This window comes from Thermococcus sp. LS2, from assembly GCF_012027375.1.
GTDB lineage: Archaea > Methanobacteriota_B > Thermococci > Thermococcales > Thermococcaceae > Thermococcus_B.
Genome location: NZ_SNUI01000003.1, coordinates 48,669 through 68,299, shown reverse-complemented (window position 1 = coordinate 68,299; position 19,631 = coordinate 48,669). Strand labels below are relative to the sequence as shown.

The window sequence follows — 19,631 nt, the reverse complement described above, 5'->3', positions numbered from 1 at the left end:
CCTAAATTATTCCTTTAGCATAAAGTTCATGATAAGCCTTTAATAATGCATCTCTAACCCTCTTTGGTCCATATCTTTTCACTGCAGCTTTTAGTCCCTCCTCATGGACTTTTTTCACAATCAAATCAACATCTGGAGCAATTTTTAGGTTGTTTTCGACATAAAGCTTAGCTATCTCATAGGGGTCTCTGTAATTCAAGCCCTTGAGCCATTTTAGGGGTATTCCTTCTTTGAACTGTTTTATAACTTCAAACTCAATGATTGTGATTTCATCATCCCCATAAAGCTCTCCGTAAATTTTGTTCAAGGCTCTCAAAAGCTCTTTAACGTCTTTAAAACCATCTCTCTTTGCATCCTCATTGGTGAGCTCTTTGACCTTCTTTTTTATGACACTCTTTATCCTAGCTTTAGCTATTGCCGTATCGCTTGGAGTTATGACTATGTAAACCTCGCTTCCCGGTTTTGCTTCGTATTTTCCATATCTAATCGTTGTAACTTTCTTTCCCTTCAGAATACGCTCTTTGTATGCGTTATCTATCAGCATGAACTTCCTTATTTGAATCGTCTTTGCCACTGTTCAGCACCTCTATTATCTTCGGAACGTCAAGCAGATCGGTGATTTCATAGTCCGCATACTCCTTATATTCCTTTTCCCTGTTTGCATACTTTCCATAGCGGAACCAAACTGTATGCATACCAACCCTTTTTGCTCCATAAATGTCTGAATAAAGCCTATCTCCAACCATTACAGCTTCTTCAGCTTTAATTCCAAATGTTCTAAGTGCTTTCTGGAAAATTTTTGGATGCGGCTTCTTAACTCCCTCAAAGTCAGATATGACGACATGTTCAAAGAAGTCGTCTAAATCTAAGCGCAGAATTTTCTCCCACTGTTTTATTGGATCCCCATCTGTGATTATACCGAGCCTTAGGCCCATCTCACGAAGCTTAAGGAGAGTCCTCCTCACATGTCTTACCTCTCTCAGATAAGCAAATTTTGTATTATGGTAAGCAATTACTCCAGCAGCAACCCACTTTGGATTATACTTTAAGTCTAAACGTCTGAGAAGATAGTCAAAGTGCCTTGGAAAGTTGCTTCCATACTCATTGATAAGCTCCAAAAGCTCATTATAAGCGGTATCAAAATCAACGGGCATTCCATGGCGGATCATGTTTTCTATTGCGTTCTTTCTTGCCATTTCAGCTAACCTTGTTGTATCAGCTATCGTATCATCCAAATCAAAAAACACAACCTTTATCATACCCCTCCCCATTTTATCTTCGATAAAAACCTATTTAACCTTTCCCAATATCCAAATACAGCTTGCTTTGTTTTGTCCTCATTCTCTTCAATTCTTGGAAGTATTCGTCTTCACGAATCAGCTCTTCAAGCAAATCCTCAAGCTTCCATGTGAGTGAAGTTGGCGTCGTGGTTGCAAAGATTATCTTTCCGAGGTTTAGGGACTTTATTTTAGCTAAAACTTCCTTAATTTGGGAATTTTCAAGGTTGTGCATTAAAATGAACTTTTTGAGATGCCAGTCACATGAACCTTTCAGTTCTTCTGCTTTCTCAACTATGCTTTGCACAGCCCAATCCCTGCAGTATTGGGGAGCCTCATAAACTTTAAACTCACTAAGTGTTTCTCTGATTTTCTTAACTTCATTCTCGTTAAATCCAATTAAAAATATCATTCTCTCAGCTCCATGATTTTCTTCAAAAGCTCATCCATAACTTCCCCAGCTTTTCCCCTTATGAAGATGTCAGCTATCGGCGTGATGCCGCTTTCACTTGGATTGATTTCAATTACATAACCGCCGTTATCTCTGACCATGTAGGGTATGTATGCTGCCGGAAACACTTGTCCACTCGTCCCTATAACCAAACATACATCAGATTTTCTTGCTAAGTTGAATGCTTTGCTTAAAGCTCCCTCGGGCAAGGCTTCTCCAAACCAAACGACGTCTGGCCTTAAAAGAGAGCTGCACTTTGGACATTTAGGCAAATCTTCATCTTCAAGGAACTTTTCAAGTCTTCTGCTTTCTTTGAGATTCTCTCTGTAATCACAACGCGTGCATTTAACCCTAAAGATGTTGCCATGCAGCTCGATGATGTTTTTATTCCCAGCTTCTCTGTGCAGATCATCAACGTTCTGAGTTATTACGGCTTTAAGAATTCCCATTCTTTCAAGTTCAGCCAGAGCTAAGTGTGCTCTGTTTGGCTTGGCTTTTGATATGAGCTTCATTCTCCATTTGTAGAATTCCCACACAAGCTTTGGATTTCTGGCAAAAGCTTCTGGTGTGGCAAGTTCTTCTGGGCGGTACTGCTTCCATAGCCCGTTTTTTCCTCTAAAAGTTGGTATTCCACTCTCGGCACTTATTCCAGCTCCGGTGAAAGCTATTAGAAACTTTGAGCGAGCGATTAATTTCACTGCTTCTTCTATCATCTCACTCCCCAATATTTTTCGTCTTCTTGGCTTTAAAATCTTAACATATGTCATCTTTTTCGCTTAAGTATCTAAGCAACCTTTAAATTACATGGCAATGAAATATTTCATGCATAAATCTTTGGGGTGGTACTATGAGCTATGCAGAGTATAAGGATAAGGTTCTGGAGTTTATTGAGATGCACGAGAAGTGGAGGAGCTCAACAATTAATTTGATTGCAAGCGAAAACGTGACTTCTCCAAGTGTTACAAGAGCTGTTGCCTCTGGCTTTATGCATAAGTATGCTGAGGGGTGGCCAAAGCAGAGGTACTATCAAGGATGTAAATACGTTGATGAGGTTGAACTTATTGGTGTTGATCTCTTCTGCAAGCTCTTCAAGAGTGATTTCGCGGATTTAAGACCAATTTCAGGTACAAACGCGAACCAAGCTGTATTCTTCGGTCTCACACAGCCTGGAGATAACGTTATAGTCCTCCATACCTCTCACGGTGGACACATAAGCCACATGCCTTTTGGTGCAGCTGGTATGAGAGGTCTCAATGTCTTCACATGGCCGTTCGATAACGAAACCTTCAACATTGATGTTGACAAGGCAGCTCAGCTTATTAGAGAGAAGGAGCCAAAGCTCGTTGTCTTCGGTGGTTCACTGTTCCCATTCCCACACCCTGTCAAAGAGCTCGCTCCAGTAGCTAAAGAGGTTGGAGCTTATGTTATGTATGATGCAGCTCACGTTCTCGGATTGATTGCTGGGGGAGAATTCCAAGACCCACTTAGAGAGGGCGCTGACATAATCACATCTTCAACTCACAAGACATTCCCAGGTCCACAAGGCGGTGTAATCCTCTACAAGAACTTTGGTGAGGACGTTGCAAAGCTCCAGTGGGCAATCTTCCCAGGCGTCCTCAGCAACCACCACCTCCACCACATGGCTGGAAAAGTTATCACAGCAGCGGAGATGCTTGAGTACGGTGAAGCTTATGCAAAGCAGATTGTAAAGAACGCTAAGGCTTTAGCTGAGGCTTTAGCTGAAGAAGGATTCAATGTCATCGGCGAAGACCAAGGCTATACCAAGAGCCACCAGGTTATAGTTGATGTCAGCGACCTTCACGAAGCAGCTGGCGGATGGGCAGCACCGCTCCTCGAAGAGGCGGGCATAATCCTCAACAAGAATCTCTTACCTTGGGACCCACTTGAGAAGGTCAACACACCAAGTGGTCTCAGAATCGGTGTCCAAGAGATGACGAGAGTTGGAATGATGGAAGATGATATGAAAGAAATTGCAAGGTTTATGAGAAGAGTCCTCATCGACAAGGAGGATCCAAAGAAGGTCGAGAAGGAAGTCTTCGAGTTCAGAAAGCAGTTCCAGAAGGTCTACTACTCCTTCGACTATGGTCTACCAATGAAGGAGTGATTTCTTTTCTCTTTATCCGTGTAGTTTTCTTGCCTAGCATTGGTACTCTGTGAATTATAATCCCTCTAATTCTTTTTTGAGTTTTTCAATAGGTAGCACGATATAAGTAATGCGATATGAGGCATTTCCCCAGGTGGCAAAACTTTTTATCCTCTTCCAACATACCTAACCCTCAGCTAAAGGGGTGAGAAAAATGGTGAAGTTCTGCCCAAAGTGTGGAAGCATAATGCTCCCCGATAGGAAAAGAGAGGTCTTTGTTTGTAGGAAGTGCGGCTATGAGGAGCCTCTAAACCCAGAGGCTGCTAAGGCTTACCGTCTAACTCAAAAGGTTGAGCATAAAGTTGAGGACATACCAGTTATTGAGCAAGATGTAGCAACACTGCCAAAGGTGAAGATAACATGTCCGAAGTGCGGAAATGACGAAGCCTACTGGTGGGAGCTGCAAACGAGAGCTGGAGATGAACCTTCAACGATATTCTACAGATGTACAAAGTGCGGCTATACATGGAGGAGCTATGAGTGATAGATATGAAAGAGGAGATTGAGGTACTGAGGAGGCTTGCAGAAAAGGCTTTAAAGGAGTTGGATGAAGCTTATAAAAGGATACCCGATGTAAACAATGGAAAGGCTTATTTATGGAGAGGTAAAGAAAGAGTTAAATTGATGCTCAAAATTCTCAATGATATGGAGGTGTGAAGATGCCGTTCGAGATTGTTTTTGATGGAGCAAAGGATTTTGCAACTTTGATAGCAACAGCAAGCAATTTGATTGATGAGGCAGCCTTTAAGGTTACTGAAGATGGGATAAGCATGAGGGCAATGGATCCAAGCAGAGTTGTTCTCATTGACCTCAACCTGCCGGCTGGAATTTTCTCAAAATATGAAGTTGACGGAGAAGAGACAATTGGCGTTAATATGGATCACTTTAAGAAAATCCTCAAAAGAGGAAAGAGCAAAGACATTCTCATCTTGAAAAAAGGTGAAGAGAACTTCCTTGAAGTGACTCTGCAAGGAACAGCAACTAGAACATTCAGACTACCTCTCATCGAGGTCGAAGAGCTTGAACTTGAACTTCCAGAGCTACCTTTCACAGCAAAAGCAGTTGTTCTGGGGGAAGTTCTCAAAGAAGCTGTTAAGGATGCATCACTCGTCAGCGACAGCTTGAAGTTCATCGCAAGGGAGAACGAGTTCATAATGAAGGCTGAAGGAGAAACAAATGAGGTTGAGATAAAGCTCACACTTGAAGACGAAGGCTTGCTTGACCTTGAGGTTCAAGAAGAAACCAAGAGTGCCTATGGAATCAGCTACCTCGCTGATATGGTCAAGGGAATCGGAAAAGCTGATGAGGTAATTATTCAGTTCGGAAACGACATGCCCCTCCAGATGGACTACCCAGTAAGAGACGAAGGAAGATTAACGTTCCTCCTTGCACCAAGAGTAGAGGAGGAGTGATTTCCCCTTATTCTTTCTTTATAGGTGATCCCTTTGGACATTGTAAAACTAAGAGAGCTCCTTGAAAGAGAACTTTCATCTAATGAGCTTGCTCCTCTTGATGATGAGTTTTATAAAGAATTTGATAGCCTAGTTCGGGCGTTAAAGCTCAGAGCAGAAAGTTCAAAGGAAAGAGGAGAGACCGTTGAAGAGAGGCTTTATTTGGCTGAACTCAATATTGCAGAGCACTTGATGAAGGAAATAATCAAAATCAGACTTCACAAGATAGTTGATTTGGCTTTTGATGGAAGGCCTCAAAGTTTAGTAAGTGAGGAAAAGAAGATATTTGCAATTCTCATGGCGTTTATAAACCGCGAACCTCTACCTCTTTCTGGTGAAGTTGAATTTGAAGAAACTGCTGAAGAGGAGAGCGAGATTGAAATACCTGTTGGCAAACGTGCTATTTGGGAAGCTTATCTCATCAAAGTTGATATTCCCAAAGTTCTTGATGAAAAGCTTAGAGAATATGGACCATTTAAAGCTGGTGACCTTGTAACACTTCCAAAGAGCATTGGAAAAATCCTTGTGGAGAGAGATGCTGCGAAGCTCATAGACATAAATCCGTGATGAAAATGTTCTCTGTGTGCATGAGAGATTGCTATGACACTTGTTCAATTATAAGCGAGATTAAAAATGGCAGACTATTTGTTAGAGGAAATCCCAAACACCCGATAACTCGAGGCTTTTTGTGTCCTAAAGGAGCTCTGTTACCAAAGTGGTTCCACAGTGAGGAACGATTAAAGACTCCTCTCATAAGAGAAGGCGAAAGGGGGGCAGGAAAATTCAGAGAAGCAAGCTGGGAGGAGGCTATAAGCCTAGTTGCAGATAAGATTAAAGAAACAATCGAGAAGTATGGAAGCGAAAGCATATTAGTTTACAACTATGCTGGTGATAGGGGTGTTGTTAACTTCTACTTCCCAATGAGGCTCTTCCACTATTTGAATGCAAGCGTTTTGGACTATGGAATATGTGATAGAGCTGGACAAGAAGCTTTGAAAGATGTCTATGGAACAGCTGTGGGCTTAGACCCAGAAGAGCTGAAAAATCAAAAGCTGATTGTTTATTGGGGAATAAATGCTTTTTGGACAAATCTTCATGGCTTCATGCTCGCCAAAAAGTATGGCTTAGAGATTTGGGCAGTTGACGTTGTAAGAACTGAGACCGCAAAAAGAAGCGACAAATTCTTCCAAATAAAGCCCAATACTGATGTCCTCTTCGCGTTGGGAATTGCGAGAATCATAATCGAGAACGAGCTGTATGATGCAGATTTTGTTAGAGAAAATGTTTATGGATTTGATGAATTCAAGAATTATGTAAAAAAGATTGACTTGGACTTTGTTAGCAGGGAAACTGGAGTTGAGAAAGAGCAGATTGAAGAGTTTGCTTTTGAATATGCAGAAAAAAGAGGGGTTATCCACATAGGCTACGGCTTCCAGCGTTCTTTGGCTGGGGGAGAAGCAGTTAGGGCTATCTCCCTTCTGCCAGCTTTAGTTGGTCATGAGTTTGGCTTCATCTATGACATGAAAACTATTGACAAGAGCTATGCTGAAGGAGCTTTTCTGAGAACTAAGCCCGCAAGAAGAATCCCGCAGATAAAGTTGGCAGAATATATTGAAAGAGGAAAAATTAAGTTTCTCTACATTTATAATTCAAACCCCCTAGCTTCCCTCCCAAATCAGAATCGCCTAAGGAAGGCATTAAAAGAGAGTGACATCTTTGTTGTTGTTCATGATATTTTCTTGACTGATACAGCTATCTTTGCTGATGTTGTTTTACCAGCAAATACTTTCTTTGAGCGCTTGGATATGGCAGATTCCTACTATCACCGTTATGTTGCACTAAATGAGCCAGTTGCGAAGCTTTATGGAAAGAGCAATAGGGAAGTAACTGTAATGCTGGCGAAAGCTCTTGGAATTGATAATCCCTATCTTTATGAAACTGAGGAAGATATTATTAGAAAAATCCTTCAGCAAAATGATTTAAGCTGGGAGGAGCTTAGAAAGAAAGGATTTCTAAAAGTGCCTGAAAAGCCAAGAAAATATCTCACCCCAAGCGGAAAGATTGAGTTCTACTCCCAGAGAGCAGTTAAGAGAGGGCTTTCGCCATTCCCACAATACACGCCGCTCAAAGGGGACTATCCATTGCAGCTTCTCAGCCCAACATACAGAATGACAATAACAAGTCAGTACCATAACACCTACGGAATTATAGACCCCTATTTGTACATGAATCCCAGAGATGCCGAGGAAAGAGGAATTAAAAATGGTGATTTAGTGGAGGTTTACAACGAACATGGAAGAATAAAAACGACAGTCAAATTAACTGAAGACGTTCCTAAAGGAGTTGTTATGCTCTACAAAGCTTTTTGGATCTCAAAGCTTGGCTGGAATGTTAATGTATTGACGACTGATGAGACTATTGAAAAATATGGAAATGCATCAGCATATCACTCAACTTGGGTTGAAGTAAGGAAAATTTAGACAATATAAGCATTTTAATTTCTAAATTTCTGACAACATTTTTCAGTTAATCTTCTCAAACTGTCAACAATTTTGGATACTTTTTTAAAATAAAATCCCAAATCTTAAAAATTTGCTTTGGATGTTCGACAACATGAGTAATGTTAGACGAACCAAAAAATTTATATATTCGAACTATTTAGGTTATAATGAAAAAACAAATAAAGGTGATGGAAATGGTCGTGATAGGTGAAAAGTTCCCAGAAGTTGAGGTTAAGACAACCCATGGAGTGATAAAATTGCCCGACTACTTCACAGAAAAGGGCAAGTGGTTTGTTCTCTTCAGCCACCCAGCGGACTTTACACCAGTCTGTACAACTGAGTTCTATGCAATGCAACAGAGAGCTGAGGAGTTCAGAAAGTTAGGTGTTGAGCCCATTGGACTCAGTGTTGACCAAGTGTTTAGCCATATTAAGTGGATAGAGTGGATAAAGGAAAACCTTGGAGTTGAGATTGACTTTCCAATCATAGCCGACGACCGCGGTGAGCTCGCTGACAAGCTTGGTATGATTCCAAGCGGCGCAACAATCACAGCAAGAGCAGTCTTCATCGTTGACGACAAGGGAATCATAAGGGCAATCGTTTACTATCCAGCCGAAGTTGGAAGAGACTGGGACGAGATACTCAGATTAGTTAAGGCACTCAAGATAAGCACTGAGAAAGGCGTTGCGCTTCCACACAAGTGGCCAAACAACGAACTCATCGGTGACAAGGTTATCATCCCGCCAGCATCAACAATTGAAGAAAAGAAGCAGAGAGAAGAGGCAAAGGCCAAGGGAGAAATTGAGTGCTACGACTGGTGGTTCTGCTACAAGAAGCTTGAATGATTTCTCTACCCTTTTAGCTTTTCTTTTGGTTGTCTTTGATAAAACTAAGAAGAAAAAATCAGAAGTTGAAGTTTATGTCTTTCATCAGTTGGTCGTAGAATTCTTCTTTATAAATGTCTGGATAGCGCATTATATACTCATATTGCTTTTTGAGGATATTGTAGTGGTTGTTTTCCATATCCGCAAGCATTTCTAGGAGAAGTTTGGTCTTCTCGGTGGCAGCATATCTGGCAAGCTCTTTGTAGAGTTTTTCACTAACAAGTTCGGCTTGCATAGCAATTTCATAAACCTCATCGAGATTTACATCGGGCTTGGTTATAGCTTCAGCCATTTTCTCAGCTATAACCTTGAACTCTGCCATAACCTCTGTCTTTATCTTTTTAGGTTCAACATTTTCTCCCTTGAGCTTCTCAGCAATCTTCCCTATTATCTCTCTGTGCTTGTCCTCCTCTCTCGCCAAGAAGAGAAGCTCATCCTTTATGATATCGCTCTTCACAATGGAAGCGAGCTTCTCATAAGCCTTCTTGGCCCTAATTTCGGAGTTCATAGCTATTTCAAAAACTTCCTTGTCAGTTATCTCCATGGAAACCACCATAGTTAATTTCTCATCATGATTATTAACGTTTTCGGAACTGTTTGGATTGGAGACTGCATACTATATGCTGATCTCTGTCCGAAATGGTTATATTTTCTGGGAGGGCAATCTAGTAAGGTGGTTTTATGATAATAGACCAGAAAACGATTAGAGATTCGAGCAGAATTGCAAAGGTAAAGCAAAAAGAGTTTTTAGAGCAGAGTAAAGAGTTGAAAGATTTTTCAAAGCTTGAAACAGTTATAGTGCTAATTCTTGGGGCAATAGCCATGGGCTTCGTAATCTTTGTGCTGAAGAATTACTTATGATTGCTCATCTGCTTCCTAACTCACAAACATTATGGTGCCGAAAGTCGAACCTAAAGTGGGGGACTGCGCACTAATTAGCGGTGTTTCAAACACACCATCTAGGTAAAAGATCACGGCCATACAATAGGGAGAAGACATTTAAGAGAATTATTGGAAGTAATCCTTACTATTCTGAGATCCTTAACAGGTAGTATCTTTTATTAATCCTTATGACTATAACGTTAATTGGGTGAGTTAAATGCCAAGGGTCTGGATTGAAAAAATTATTGATGAACCTGAGCTTTATCTGCTAAGGGTTGACGACGACCAAATAAGATACTTCGAGGCAACTTGGGAAATTTCAGAAGGGATAACTTACAATGCTTACCTCTTAAAGCTAGATGGTGCTGTTGTGCTCTTTGATGGTTGGAAAAAGAACTATGCTAAAGAGTTTATAGAAGCACTTTCAAAGCTTGTTGATCCCAAAGAGATAACGCACATAATAGTTCATCACACTGAGCCTGATCACAGTGGTGCTCTTCCTGAAGTCCTTGAGCTTAATGGCTATAAAGCTCAGCTTATAGGTACGAGCTTTGCAAAGAGGCTTCTTGAGGCTTTTTATGGACCAAAAGTTGTTGAGAACTTTCATGCAGTCAAAGATGGCGAAGAAATGAAAATAGGTGGAAAAACCTTCCGCTTCATTACGGTTCCATGGCTTCACTGGCCTGATACAATGATTACGTATATAGTCGAGAATGGTTTGATGTTCAGCTGTGACGCTGGTGGTGGTTACTCTATCCCAGAAGCTATAGATGACAGCAATGAAGAAGTTGTTCAAAAGTACCTCCCCTACGTTACAAAGTACATAGTCACTGTCATCGGCCATTATCACAAGTACATTGTCCAAAACCTAGAGAAGATTAAGAAGCTTGGAATACTCGAAGAAACGAAAATGATTCTCCCAGGACATGGTCTCATATGGAGGAAGAATCCAAAAAGAATTTTTGAATACTATGAAGCCGTTGGAGCTGGAATTCCAAAGAAAGGCAAAATCCTTGTGATTTATGACTCAATGTATGGCTTTGTTGAGAGGGCTGTTGAAATAGCTTTAGATGAGCTGAAAAGGCATGGCTATAATCCAGTTGTGTATAAGTTCACTGATAAAGAAGCTCCAGCAGTCAGTGATATTCTCGGTGAGGTTCCAGATAGTGAGGCACTTATAATTGGGGCATCAACATATGAGGCAAACATCCATCCAAGAGTCCGCTACGTCCTCTATGAAATAGTTGATAAGGCAAACTACGAGAAGCCCGTGCTGATTCTGGGTGCATATGGCTGGGGAGGTGTCGCTGGGAGAGAAATTGAGACGATGATAATGAGGAGCAAGTTTGACCATGTTGACACAATTGAAGCTAGGGGAAGAACAACTAAGGAAGATGAGGAAAGGATTAGAGAGGGAGTCAGAAAGCTCCTTGAGAGGCTGAATAAATGAGGCTCATTATAGTCGGAAACGGTATTGCAGGAGTTACGCTTGCGAAAGAGCTCTCAAGGGAGTTTGACATAACCATAGTTGATAAGGAAAACCTCCCATACTACAGCAAGCCAATGCTGAGTCATTATATAGCTGGCTTCATTGACGAAAAGGCTCTTTTTCCATATTCTTTTGAGTGGTATGAGAAGAAGGGTATAGAACTTAAGCTTGGAGTTGAGGCTAGGGTAATAGACAGGGCAAGGAAAAGGCTGATAACCTCCGAAGGGGAGCTTGATTATGATATTTTGGTTCTTGCAATGGGAGCAAAGGCAAGAGAGCTTATGATGGAAGGCAAAGAGTACTTGAAGGTACTGAGAACGTTTGAAGACGCAAAAGCGATAAGAGAAGCTCTTGAGCTTGCAGGAAACCTTGCAAAGGCGGGCTATGATGTAGGACTCATTCATAGGAGAAATACAATTCTTGGCCTTGATGAGGAGCTGAGCAGAATATTAAAAGAGAGGCTTGAAGATGTCGGAATTAAGTTTCATCTCAATACAAATTTAGTAAAAGCTAATGAAAACGGCGTTTTTACAGATAAGGGTTACATTGAGGGGAAGCTTAAAGTGTGTGCTTTTGGTATAGTTCCAAACAAGGAAATTGCAATAAGGAGCGGAATACATGCTGGGGGAGGTATTCTGATTGATGAGCAGTTCAGAACCTCAGCAAGGGATGTATATGCAATTGGGGACTGCGCCGAGTATAATGGTATAATTTGTGGAACTGCCAGAGCTTCTATGGAACATGCAAGAGTCCTGGCAAATCTGCTTAGAGGAAAAGAGGACAGATATAATTTTGAGTTTCGCTCCTCAGTTTTTAGACTCGCTGATTTTTCAATTACAGTAATTGGAAAAATTAAAGGATTAGGGCGTTGGATAAATGAAAACATCAAAATATTCACCGCTCAAGGGAAAATCTTGGGTGCAGTAGTTTTTGATGACTTAAAAACTGCCATGAAACTTGAAAAATCCATCAAGACTGGAGCAAACCTTAATGAGCTCTTATAGGAATTATTTGGCTAATCTAACATAAATAGGCTTATAAAACAACCTATAGCTTGAGAAAACCTTTTATATTTCTTTTTTGAAAATGTATTGAAACGATTCGATGGAGGTGAACAATATGGTTGTGAAAAGGGAAATGACAAAGAAGTTTTTGAGCGAAGCTTATGCAGGTGAAAGCCAAGCCCATATGAAGTACCTCATTTTTGCAGAGGTTGCTGAAAAAGAAGGATTTCCAAACATCGCAAAGCTCTTCAGGGCTATAGCATTTGCTGAACTGGTTCATGCTAAGAACCATCTCAAGGCCCTTGGAAATGTGAAAGATACAGTTGAAAATCTCCAAATGGCTATAGATGGCGAAACCTTTGAAGTTGAGGAGATGTATCCAGCTTATAAGGCTGTTGCAGAATTGCAAGGAGAAAAGGAAGCTGTTAGGAGTACACACTATGCGTTAGAGGCAGAAAAGATTCATGCTGAACTCTACAAGAAAGCGAAAGAGCTTGCAGAGCAAAAGAAGGATATGGAAATTAAAAAGATCTACATATGCCCTGTCTGTGGTTACACAGCATTAGATGACGCTCCAGAAAAGTGTCCGGTTTGTGGTATAACAAAAGAAAAGTTTGTTGTCTTTGAGTGAGCTTTTCTTTTTCTTAACTTCTTAAGTTTGATACACAAACTTTATAAGGTTGATCTAACAATATTAGAGTGAGGTTTGTAAGATGGCAAAGTGGAAATGTATAGTTTGTGGATATATCTACGATGAGGAGGAAGGCGACTCAGACAATGGAATAGCTCCGGGAACAAAGTTTGAAGACTTGCCGGATGATTGGGTCTGCCCGCTCTGTGGAGCTGGAAAAGACATGTTTGAGAAAATAGAGTGAGGTGATGAGGATGTTGAGCAAAACTATAGCTTCTGGAGATTGGAAAGGAGAGAAGCACGTTCCAGTTATAGAGTACAAGAAGGATGGAGATTTGCTTGAGATTGAGGTTAGTGTTGGAAAAGAAATTCCACACCCAAACACACCAGAGCACCACATAGCTTGGATTGAGCTCTACTTCCACCCAGAGGGAGAGAAGTTCCCAATTATGATTGGCAGAGTAGCATTTACCAACCACAACGACCCACTCACTGAGCCAAGGGCAAAGTTCTACATCAGAACAAGCAAGAAGGGCAAGCTCTACGCTTTAAGCTACTGTAACATTCACGGCCTCTGGGAGAACAGTGTTGACGTTGAGTGATTTCTTTCCTTTATCCATTTTTGTCCAGGAATGTTTTTTAATTGATATGCTGATCGTAATTCGGTGAAGAAAATGAAGGTTTATAGTCCAGATAGAGAGTATCCGCAGGAGTATCGTGAAGTTCTCGAAGAGCTTAAGAAGATAATTGATCCAGTAACTGGAGGAGATATACTCGATTCAGGGGTTGTTGCCGGCTTAGAGGTAACTAAGGACACCTTGAAGATATGGCTGAGATTTGAAAGTCATGCGGAGTATAACATTATAGGTGAATCCCCAATAGCATATTCCAAGATAATTGGGGATATAATGGAGCGTTTTGCATTGGTTAAGTTTGATAATGTTTACGTCTATGATTTGGCTAACAACATAGTTGGGAAATTTGAAAATAGGGGAAGATATAAGCCAGAAGACTTGGGGGATGTCTAAGCAATGGGACTTTTTGACTTCTTAAAGCAGAAGAAACCAAAAGATGTGAAAAGGAAAGAGTTGCCTGAAGAGGTTAGGCGTGTTGTTGAAATCCTGAAAAAAGTCAAAGACCCTGAAACTGAGCTAAGCATTGTTGATGAAGGTTTAGTTTATGGTCTTACAGTCGAGGGCAGAAAGGTTCAAGTCTTTCTCCTTATGGCTCGCTCGACCCCAGAATGCCATTTCTGTCGGATGATAGCAATAAACGTGCAGAGAAAAATCTTGGATGGAATAATTTGCGTGCTTAAGGAGGAAGGATTTGATAGGGTTGAGGTGTATAATGAATTGGGGCTGCTTTTAGCGGAAGGATGAAAGAGGGTTCCAGAACTTGATGAGGAACTTCCCCTCGAAAGAATCAAGGATTTTCCTTTGAGGAACTTCTAGGAATGGCAATAAAATCTGAGATGAGGGCAAGGAAATTTTTATGAAAGTTTGGCTGTAAGAACATTGATATTGAAGCATTGAAGGAGAAAATAGATTACAGAAAAAAGAATCAAAGCTCGACCTTTATACCGGTTTCCTCTTCGACTTCCTCAAAGCCTTTCTTTATGTGCTTGCCCAGTTCAGGATCGAGTTTGAGGAGCAAAGCCAAAAACTCCCCCACGTGCTCTTTCTCTTCATTAGCAACATCAAGGAAGATGTGCTTTACAGCTTCGTCATCAATCAGCTCGGCAAACTGCTCATAGAAGTTGATAGCATCGAGCTCAGCTATAACAGCCCAGCGGAGAGCTTGTACGATTTCCTTTTTGGAGAGCTTTCCTTTGTTCATGGAAATTGGGTTCAATCCAAGCATGGTATCACCGCTTATATTTCGACCTTAGAGGCAATAAACGTTTTCATTAGTCAACCTCAAGGCTGAAGTCTTGATAATCCATCCATATTCCTGTCTTCATGACAGCATCGTATTGTGCTTTTAAAAGCTCGTAATGAGCTTTTTCCCTCTTAGCCAGCTCGCGGAATGTTCTTTTCACATTCTCATCCTCTGCTTTCTCAGCAGCTTTCTCGTAGAATTCCCACGTCAGCTTTTCTTGTTCTAGACCTATCTCGACGGCTTTAACTTCACTAAGCTCACCTTCGTATTTGGGCGTTAGTTTTTCAAGAATGTTTTTATCAACAGCTGGAAGTTCGCATTCCTTTACAAGCTTTTCAAAGAATTTTTCTTCAAATATATCCCAATGTTCAGCTTCCTCTCTTGCTAAAAACAGAAACATCTTTTTTGCTTTTTCATCTTTTGCTTTTATCGCCATTTCAAGATAAAACTTCAGCTCGGCTTTCTCAACTTCAAGTGCTAAAGCAAGTGCTTCGAGCTCGTTCATATTATCACCAAAATTTATTTAGAGCTCAGAGCTATAACTCTTTTGGGGAACAAAAATGGAGATCGTCAAAGTGGAAAATCCTCTATCACTTAAAGATGAACTGCTTAGCTTTGTTTTCAGAGTGTATCAAGGTACTAATGGAGCTTACCCAGCTCTTGAGTGGGTTGAGAACAAGCCAAGTCCAGAGGATTTTGAAGGCTTCAAAAGAGTATATGAGTCTTTTCTGGAATTCAGACTTGGAAAAGAGTTCGATGAGCTGTACACTTTAAAGGAAAATGGCAAGATAATCGGTGTTATCGCCCTCGTTTATACTTTTAATGGCAAAGATGTCTGGTGGGTACCAGAAGAACTGAAAAATGAAAAAACTGGCTTAATAGAGTTCTTTATGGTTGATCCAGCATATAGAGGAAGAGGTTATGGGTCAAAACTTTTAGAATTTGCAATTAGAAGGCTGAAGGAGCTTGGAAAAGAGCCTTATTTAATAACGTTCAAACATCTCGAGGCTTATGAGTATTATCTCAAAAAAGGATTTAAGGAGGTTATGGAGTATAAGGAGTTCGTGGTGCTGAAAAAAGAGTAAAGTCAAAGGAGGAAGTTGTAAACTGCCAGTAGGATTTGGAGGGTTAATAGAAGCACCGCGATCATAGCTAAACGCTTGTGCTGATCTCTTGTAATTTTTCTTGTTAAAAAAGCCCTGCCACTGAATATTGTGAGGAGAATATAGAAGTAAACGAAGAGTCCAAGCACTCCGTGTGGGGAAAGAGTTCTGATTATATAGAGCATGTACCCAATGCTGATAGTTAGAAGAATAACTGCAGTGTAGATGAAGGTGTGGTGCATCTTTAGGTTGTGGTTTTTTGCATAATGTATTCCAGTAAGGAAGCTCATCAATGCTAAGATCTGAATGACTGCATGTATCTGGAAGGGCTCCATTGAAAAACCCTCTGGCATGGCATTCAGGACACTGGTAATGGTTAGCTCCTATGTAACAATTATTTTAACGCTTAAATAAAATTTTTAAAGGTAAACAGGCAGATTTTCTACGATGACACACACTAATCATCCCCATGAGCACAACAGAAGAGCCATGAAGTTTAAGATGGTCTTCTCAATAGGTCTCAACTTTATCATAACATTAGCTGAGGTTATTGGTGGAATTCTTTCTGGAAGCTTGGCACTGTTGAGTGATGCTCTTCACAACTTCAGCGATGCCATGAGCTTGCTTTTGAGCTATATTGCTATTAGAATCGGGGAAAGAGAGAAAAATGAAAAATACACTTTTGGGTATAAGCGGGCTGAAATTTTAACGGCGTTTGTAAATTCAACAGTTTTGGTTGGAGTTTCACTTTTTCTGTTTACTGAGGCTTATAAAAGGTTCAAACATCCCAATCCCATAGACACTGGGCTAATGCTAATTGTTGCTATCATTGGTTTGATAGCTAATCTGATCTCAGTTCTACTTCTTCATGGACATTCACATGAGAGCATCAATGTCCGCTCGGCCTATCTGCATCTTTTAAGCGATACGCTGTCTTCGGTGGCAGTTATAATTGGGGGCTTTGCAATTAGATATTGGGGAATACTTTGGATTGACCCAGCAATAACAATCTTAATTTCTGCGTATATTCTCAAAGAAGGTTTTGAGGTACTAAAGCACTCTGTCGAAATTTTGATGGAGGCATCTCCAGAAGTTAACATTGAAGATGTCAAAAAAGAGCTCGAAAATATTGATGGGGTTAAAAATGTCCACCATATACATCTCTGGCGCATTGGGGAGAAAGATATTCACTTTGAATGCCACATTGAAGTTGAGGATATGAAAATAAGCGAAGCTCAAAGAATCATTGATGAAGCTGAGGAGCGACTCAAAAAGTTTGGGATAACCCATGTAACTGTACAACTTGAGATAAACAGATGCGAGGAGAAAGAGCTTGTGGGATGTGGTATGAAATGAACATATTTGTGCCTCTTATTATTGGTGTAATAGTCGGATACTTTATGAAAGATAAATTGAAAAGATTTGATTTAGATAAGCCCATGAGCGTAACTTTGCTCTTACTGATTTTCTTTATGGGTGTTGAGGCAGGCAGAGTCGAAATAAACGCTTTGAATCTGCTTATCGCATCTCTGACTTTTGCCGTCCTAACGATTGTAGGCAGCTTGTTCTTTGCTGTGCTTTTAGGAGGTAGGCTGAGATGAGCTTTCTTTACCTAGTTCTGGTATCTCTCTTTGCTGGGCTTTTGGTAGGGAAATACACAACCCTTCAGTTTGGCAACTTATATGAAGTAATGCTCTATCTGTTAATCTTCATCATTGGGGTTGATTTAGGGAAAAGTAGGGGAGTTGGGGAAATTAAGAAGCTTGGAGGGATTGCATTAGTTTTGCCACTTGCCACTGTAATAGGTTCTCTGCTGGGAGGACTCTTAGCGTCATTTTTGCTTAATATTCCCATAAGGTGGGCTTTGGGGATTTCGGCTGGATTTGGCTGGTATTCATTAACTGGACCTCTCTTGGCACAGTACTCAGCTGTTTATGGCGTAATTGGATTTTTGGCAAATCTCACGAGGGAGATATTGACGATTCTGTTTTATCCTCTAGCTATTAAGAAAATCCCTAAGGAGCTCGCAGTTTCAATGGGAGGAGCAACGACCATGGATTCCACACTACCAGTCATTGTAAAATTTGGGGGAAGCGAGATTACAATAATTGCATTTGTTCATGGATTTATCCTAACGGCAGTGGCTCCATTTTTGATTCCTTTCATACTTCAGCTTTGAACCATTAAATTTATAAGTTCGAACATATAAGTTCTATTTGCAAACTACGGAGGGATTTAGATGAGCAATGAGGAGGTTGTTTTGGAGATTATGAGAAAAGCTGGAAAGCCGCTCAAAAGTGCTGAGATCGCTGAAATGACAGGTATTCCAAAGAAGGAAGTCGATAAAATCATTAAAAAGCTGAAGAAGGAAGGAAAAATAATCTCACCAAAGCGCTGTTATTATGCCCCAGCTGAGTGATTACTCCTTTCTCTCTTTATCCTTCCCAAGCTCTTTGATGAGCTCTTGGAGTTCTTGTTCGGCTTTTACCTTTTCATAGAGTTCATATTCTTTTGACACAAACTCATAGTGATCACGTTCATCCTTTGCGAGTTCCAGAAATATCTTTTTGTGCTCTGGATTTTCAATATTTTTCTCGAGATACAAATATACCTCTTCCGCTAATCTTTCGGCTTCCATCGCAATCTCGAGAACATCTAAGTAATCTTTCACAGTCTTCAGCTTGTATTCCCGCTCTTCAAATATTTTCTTCCAGCTTTTAAAGGGAACATCTTTTGGCTCTTCATTTGGATATAACGTCTTAAAAATCTCCGTTACCTTTCTGTCATGAGATTTTTCAATCTCAACGAATTGCTTAAATCTTTCTTTAAGGTATGTGCTGGGAGCATTCTCATAGAGAAAGATGTAGGGAGCTGTTGCATCTTTTTCGCCTTTAATGACGTAACTAAGGATATCCTTTAGAGGCAGTTTGGTAATCTGCTTTAAAGTTTCCTTCACTTTCTCTTCAATTTCTGCTTTTTTCATGAAAACGTCTAATGGACTCTCCACAACCACTCCCTCTTGTTTATGTTCTTCTTTTATTTTTAAAAGCCTTTTCTCTGCTTTCATTTGAACTTTTGGGAAACTTCCAAATAATTAAATAAGTCAGTCAAAGGAAATTTTTAATGCCAACATATTCCGGTTCTTTCAGCTTCCTAATTCCCTTTCTTTTTCAGCTTTCTTCTTAATGTCTTTTCTTGTTTCAACAAGTTCAATGAGCCTTTCCATAATCTCCACTCCCATAACAGTTTAATAACATTTTGTATTTAAAAATCGTGGTGACCCTCTCTAAGCAAAAACATTTTAAAGGGTTTAAGCTTAAGGAGGCATGCAAGATAATGCCTCATGGCTCGGGGGTATCCGAAAAAGTAGGAACCTACCGGGCCTCTGTGAGGAGGTGGAAAAATGAAGTATCCAAAGCAGATAAGAACTTACTGCCCGTTCTGTAAGAAGCACACAATTCACAAGGTCGAGAAAGTGAAAAAGAGACCAAGAAGTGAGCTTAGTGCAGGTCAGAGAAGATTCAGGAGAATCCTTAAGGGTTACAAGGGTTTCCCAAGACCAAAGCCAGAGGGCAGAGAAAAGCCAGTTAAAAAGCTTGACTTGAGATTCAGATGTACCGTCTGTGGAAAGGCCCACACGAGAGGACAAGGCTTTAGAGTAAAGAAGTTTGAGCTTGTGGAGGTGTGAAGATGGCACTTCCAAAGGGCCTAATTCCAATGCCAAGATCAAGGTTCATTAGAGTTAAGTGCATTGACTGTGGCAACGAGCAGATTGTCTTCAGCAATCCAGCAACAAAAGTGAGATGCTTAGTCTGTGGGGCTACTCTCGTTGAGCCAACAGGCGGTAAGGGAATTATAAAGGCCAAAATATTAGAGGTTCTTGAGTGAACCTTTCTTTTCCTCTTTTCTCCGAAAC

Annotated in this window: 31 protein-coding genes; 22 read left to right on the top strand and 9 right to left on the bottom strand. The window is 40.5% G+C overall.

The genetic code is table 11. The features are described from left to right. Window position 1 precedes the first annotated feature (1 nt). The 4 genes from E3E24_RS05005 to cobB are packed head-to-tail and all read right to left on the bottom strand — an operon-like array spanning window position 2 to window position 2,441. Window positions 2-544, bottom strand: coding sequence for an ASCH domain-containing protein (locus E3E24_RS05005; protein WP_167885563.1), 543 nt, complete (start codon window positions 542-544; stop codon window positions 2-4). Continuing rightward, window positions 531-1,259, bottom strand: coding sequence for a TIGR02253 family HAD-type hydrolase (locus E3E24_RS05000; protein WP_167885446.1), 729 nt, complete (start codon window positions 1,257-1,259; stop codon window positions 531-533). The genes E3E24_RS05005 and E3E24_RS05000 overlap by 14 nt, the downstream gene beginning before the upstream one ends. A gap of 34 nt (window positions 1,260-1,293) precedes the next feature. Beyond that, complete coding sequence (locus E3E24_RS04995) at window positions 1,294-1,689, bottom strand: DUF3783 domain-containing protein (protein ID WP_167885447.1); 396 nt, start codon at window positions 1,687-1,689, stop codon at window positions 1,294-1,296. Continuing rightward, a complete protein-coding gene (cobB, locus tag E3E24_RS04990; protein ID WP_167885448.1) occupies window positions 1,686-2,441 on the bottom strand; it encodes an NAD-dependent protein deacetylase in 756 nt (251 codons plus the stop codon). The genes E3E24_RS04995 and cobB overlap by 4 nt, the downstream gene beginning before the upstream one ends. A gap of 134 nt (window positions 2,442-2,575) precedes the next feature. On the opposite strand from cobB, the gene glyA reads away from it, so the two are divergent. The 7 genes from glyA (at window position 2,576) to E3E24_RS04955 (ending at window position 8,689) form a co-directional block, all read left to right on the top strand. Then, window positions 2,576-3,853, top strand: a complete 1,278-nt coding sequence (glyA, locus tag E3E24_RS04985; RefSeq protein ID WP_167885449.1) for a serine hydroxymethyltransferase — start codon at window positions 2,576-2,578, stop codon at window positions 3,851-3,853. Window positions 3,854-4,046: 193 nt separating this feature from the next. After that, entirely contained in the window at window positions 4,047-4,376 is a 330-nt protein-coding gene (locus E3E24_RS04980; RefSeq protein WP_167885450.1) for a transcription factor S, read from the top strand. Next, on the top strand, window positions 4,373-4,549 hold the full coding sequence (locus tag E3E24_RS04975; RefSeq protein WP_167885026.1) for a hypothetical protein: 177 nt from the start codon (window positions 4,373-4,375) through the stop codon (window positions 4,547-4,549). The genes E3E24_RS04980 and E3E24_RS04975 overlap by 4 nt, the downstream gene beginning before the upstream one ends. 2 nt (window positions 4,550-4,551) lie before the next feature. Continuing rightward, window positions 4,552-5,304, top strand: coding sequence for a DNA polymerase sliding clamp (locus E3E24_RS04970; RefSeq protein ID WP_042679812.1), 753 nt, complete (start codon window positions 4,552-4,554; stop codon window positions 5,302-5,304). Between the two features lie 33 nt (window positions 5,305-5,337). After that, a complete protein-coding gene (locus E3E24_RS04965; protein ID WP_167885451.1) occupies window positions 5,338-5,910 on the top strand; it encodes a hypothetical protein in 573 nt (190 codons plus the stop codon). A gap of 20 nt (window positions 5,911-5,930) precedes the next feature. Then, window positions 5,931-7,823, top strand: coding sequence for a molybdopterin-dependent oxidoreductase (locus E3E24_RS04960; RefSeq protein ID WP_240912113.1), 1,893 nt, complete (start codon window positions 5,931-5,933; stop codon window positions 7,821-7,823). A 209-nt stretch (window positions 7,824-8,032) separates the two neighbouring features. Continuing rightward, window positions 8,033-8,689: a peroxiredoxin gene (locus E3E24_RS04955; protein WP_167885564.1), complete on the top strand. Its 657-nt coding sequence runs from the start codon at window positions 8,033-8,035 to the stop codon at window positions 8,687-8,689. A gap of 58 nt (window positions 8,690-8,747) precedes the next feature. Here E3E24_RS04955 and E3E24_RS04950 read toward each other — a convergent pair whose 3' ends face one another. After that, window positions 8,748-9,272, bottom strand: coding sequence for a ferritin family protein (locus tag E3E24_RS04950; protein WP_167885453.1), 525 nt, complete (start codon window positions 9,270-9,272; stop codon window positions 8,748-8,750). Window positions 9,273-9,409: 137 nt separating this feature from the next. Between E3E24_RS04950 and E3E24_RS04945 the strand changes: the two genes are divergently transcribed. From E3E24_RS04945 to E3E24_RS04910, 8 genes are all read left to right on the top strand, one after another. Continuing rightward, window positions 9,410-9,589, top strand: a complete 180-nt coding sequence (locus tag E3E24_RS04945; protein WP_167885454.1) for a hypothetical protein — start codon at window positions 9,410-9,412, stop codon at window positions 9,587-9,589. A 238-nt stretch (window positions 9,590-9,827) separates the two neighbouring features. Further along, window positions 9,828-11,060 (top strand): FprA family A-type flavoprotein, encoded by a 1,233-nt coding sequence (locus tag E3E24_RS04940; protein WP_167885455.1) that lies wholly within the window; start codon window positions 9,828-9,830, stop codon window positions 11,058-11,060. After that, entirely contained in the window at window positions 11,057-12,103 is a 1,047-nt protein-coding gene (locus E3E24_RS04935; protein ID WP_167885456.1) for an NAD(P)/FAD-dependent oxidoreductase, read from the top strand. Before E3E24_RS04940 ends, E3E24_RS04935 begins: the two co-directional genes overlap by 4 nt. Before the next feature lie 115 nt (window positions 12,104-12,218). Then, entirely contained in the window at window positions 12,219-12,734 is a 516-nt protein-coding gene (locus tag E3E24_RS04930; protein ID WP_167885457.1) for a rubrerythrin family protein, read from the top strand. Window positions 12,735-12,816: 82 nt separating this feature from the next. Continuing rightward, window positions 12,817-12,978, top strand: a complete 162-nt coding sequence (gene rd, locus E3E24_RS04925; RefSeq protein ID WP_167885458.1) for a rubredoxin — start codon at window positions 12,817-12,819, stop codon at window positions 12,976-12,978. A gap of 10 nt (window positions 12,979-12,988) precedes the next feature. Next, window positions 12,989-13,336, top strand: a complete 348-nt coding sequence (locus E3E24_RS04920; RefSeq protein WP_167885565.1) for a class II SORL domain-containing protein — start codon at window positions 12,989-12,991, stop codon at window positions 13,334-13,336. Window positions 13,337-13,408: 72 nt separating this feature from the next. Continuing rightward, the gene (locus E3E24_RS04915) at window positions 13,409-13,762 is read left to right on the top strand and encodes an iron-sulfur cluster assembly protein (protein ID WP_167885566.1); all 354 of its coding nucleotides are present in this window, start codon (window positions 13,409-13,411) and stop codon (window positions 13,760-13,762) included. A gap of 3 nt (window positions 13,763-13,765) precedes the next feature. Next, window positions 13,766-14,113 (top strand): iron-sulfur cluster assembly protein, encoded by a 348-nt coding sequence (locus tag E3E24_RS04910; RefSeq protein ID WP_167885459.1) that lies wholly within the window; start codon window positions 13,766-13,768, stop codon window positions 14,111-14,113. A 181-nt stretch (window positions 14,114-14,294) separates the two neighbouring features. On the opposite strand, the gene E3E24_RS04900 is transcribed toward E3E24_RS04910, so the two are convergent. Both E3E24_RS04900 and E3E24_RS04895 read right to left on the bottom strand, forming a co-directional pair. Then, the gene (locus tag E3E24_RS04900) at window positions 14,295-14,594 is read right to left on the bottom strand and encodes a ferritin family protein (protein WP_167885460.1); all 300 of its coding nucleotides are present in this window, start codon (window positions 14,592-14,594) and stop codon (window positions 14,295-14,297) included. A gap of 46 nt (window positions 14,595-14,640) precedes the next feature. Continuing rightward, the gene (locus tag E3E24_RS04895; RefSeq protein ID WP_167885461.1) at window positions 14,641-15,117 is read right to left on the bottom strand and encodes a ferritin family protein; all 477 of its coding nucleotides are present in this window, start codon (window positions 15,115-15,117) and stop codon (window positions 14,641-14,643) included. 55 nt (window positions 15,118-15,172) lie between these two features. Here E3E24_RS04895 and E3E24_RS04890 point away from each other — a divergent pair, with 55 nt between their 5' ends. Beyond that, complete coding sequence (locus tag E3E24_RS04890; protein ID WP_167885462.1) at window positions 15,173-15,697, top strand: GNAT family N-acetyltransferase; 525 nt, start codon at window positions 15,173-15,175, stop codon at window positions 15,695-15,697. Window positions 15,698-15,699: 2 nt separating this feature from the next. Here the strand turns inward: E3E24_RS04890 and E3E24_RS04885 are convergent, their stop codons facing one another. Beyond that, window positions 15,700-16,050 (bottom strand): hypothetical protein, encoded by a 351-nt coding sequence (locus E3E24_RS04885; protein ID WP_167885463.1) that lies wholly within the window; start codon window positions 16,048-16,050, stop codon window positions 15,700-15,702. Window positions 16,051-16,162: 112 nt separating this feature from the next. On the opposite strand from E3E24_RS04885, the gene E3E24_RS04880 reads away from it, so the two are divergent. Genes E3E24_RS04880 through E3E24_RS04865 form a run of 4 tightly spaced genes read left to right on the top strand, consistent with a single transcriptional unit; the run spans window position 16,163 to window position 18,134 of the window. Next, window positions 16,163-17,071 carry a cation diffusion facilitator family transporter gene (locus E3E24_RS04880; protein WP_240912114.1) on the top strand — a complete coding sequence of 303 codons (909 nt, stop codon included), beginning with the start codon at window positions 16,163-16,165 and terminating at the stop codon, window positions 17,069-17,071. Then, window positions 17,068-17,316 carry a LysO family transporter gene (locus E3E24_RS04875; protein ID WP_167885464.1) on the top strand — a complete coding sequence of 83 codons (249 nt, stop codon included), beginning with the start codon at window positions 17,068-17,070 and terminating at the stop codon, window positions 17,314-17,316. The genes E3E24_RS04880 and E3E24_RS04875 overlap by 4 nt, the downstream gene beginning before the upstream one ends. Beyond that, entirely contained in the window at window positions 17,313-17,894 is a 582-nt protein-coding gene (locus E3E24_RS04870; RefSeq protein ID WP_167885465.1) for a lysine exporter LysO family protein, read from the top strand. Before E3E24_RS04875 ends, E3E24_RS04870 begins: the two co-directional genes overlap by 4 nt. Window positions 17,895-17,954: 60 nt before the next feature. Further along, window positions 17,955-18,134: a winged helix-turn-helix transcriptional regulator gene (locus E3E24_RS04865; protein ID WP_167885466.1), complete on the top strand. Its 180-nt coding sequence runs from the start codon at window positions 17,955-17,957 to the stop codon at window positions 18,132-18,134. On the opposite strand, the gene E3E24_RS04860 is transcribed toward E3E24_RS04865, so the two are convergent. Continuing rightward, a complete protein-coding gene (locus E3E24_RS04860; protein WP_346766005.1) occupies window positions 18,135-18,728 on the bottom strand; it encodes a ferritin family protein in 594 nt (197 codons plus the stop codon). A gap of 390 nt (window positions 18,729-19,118) precedes the next feature. Here E3E24_RS04860 and E3E24_RS04855 point away from each other — a divergent pair, with 390 nt between their 5' ends. Together E3E24_RS04855 and E3E24_RS04850 are read left to right on the top strand one after the other, a co-directional pair. Continuing rightward, the gene (locus E3E24_RS04855) at window positions 19,119-19,403 is read left to right on the top strand and encodes a 50S ribosomal protein L44e (RefSeq protein ID WP_013466648.1); all 285 of its coding nucleotides are present in this window, start codon (window positions 19,119-19,121) and stop codon (window positions 19,401-19,403) included. 2 nt (window positions 19,404-19,405) lie between these two features. Continuing rightward, the gene (locus E3E24_RS04850; RefSeq protein WP_167885467.1) at window positions 19,406-19,603 is read left to right on the top strand and encodes a 30S ribosomal protein S27e; all 198 of its coding nucleotides are present in this window, start codon (window positions 19,406-19,408) and stop codon (window positions 19,601-19,603) included. Window positions 19,604-19,631 lie beyond the last annotated feature (28 nt).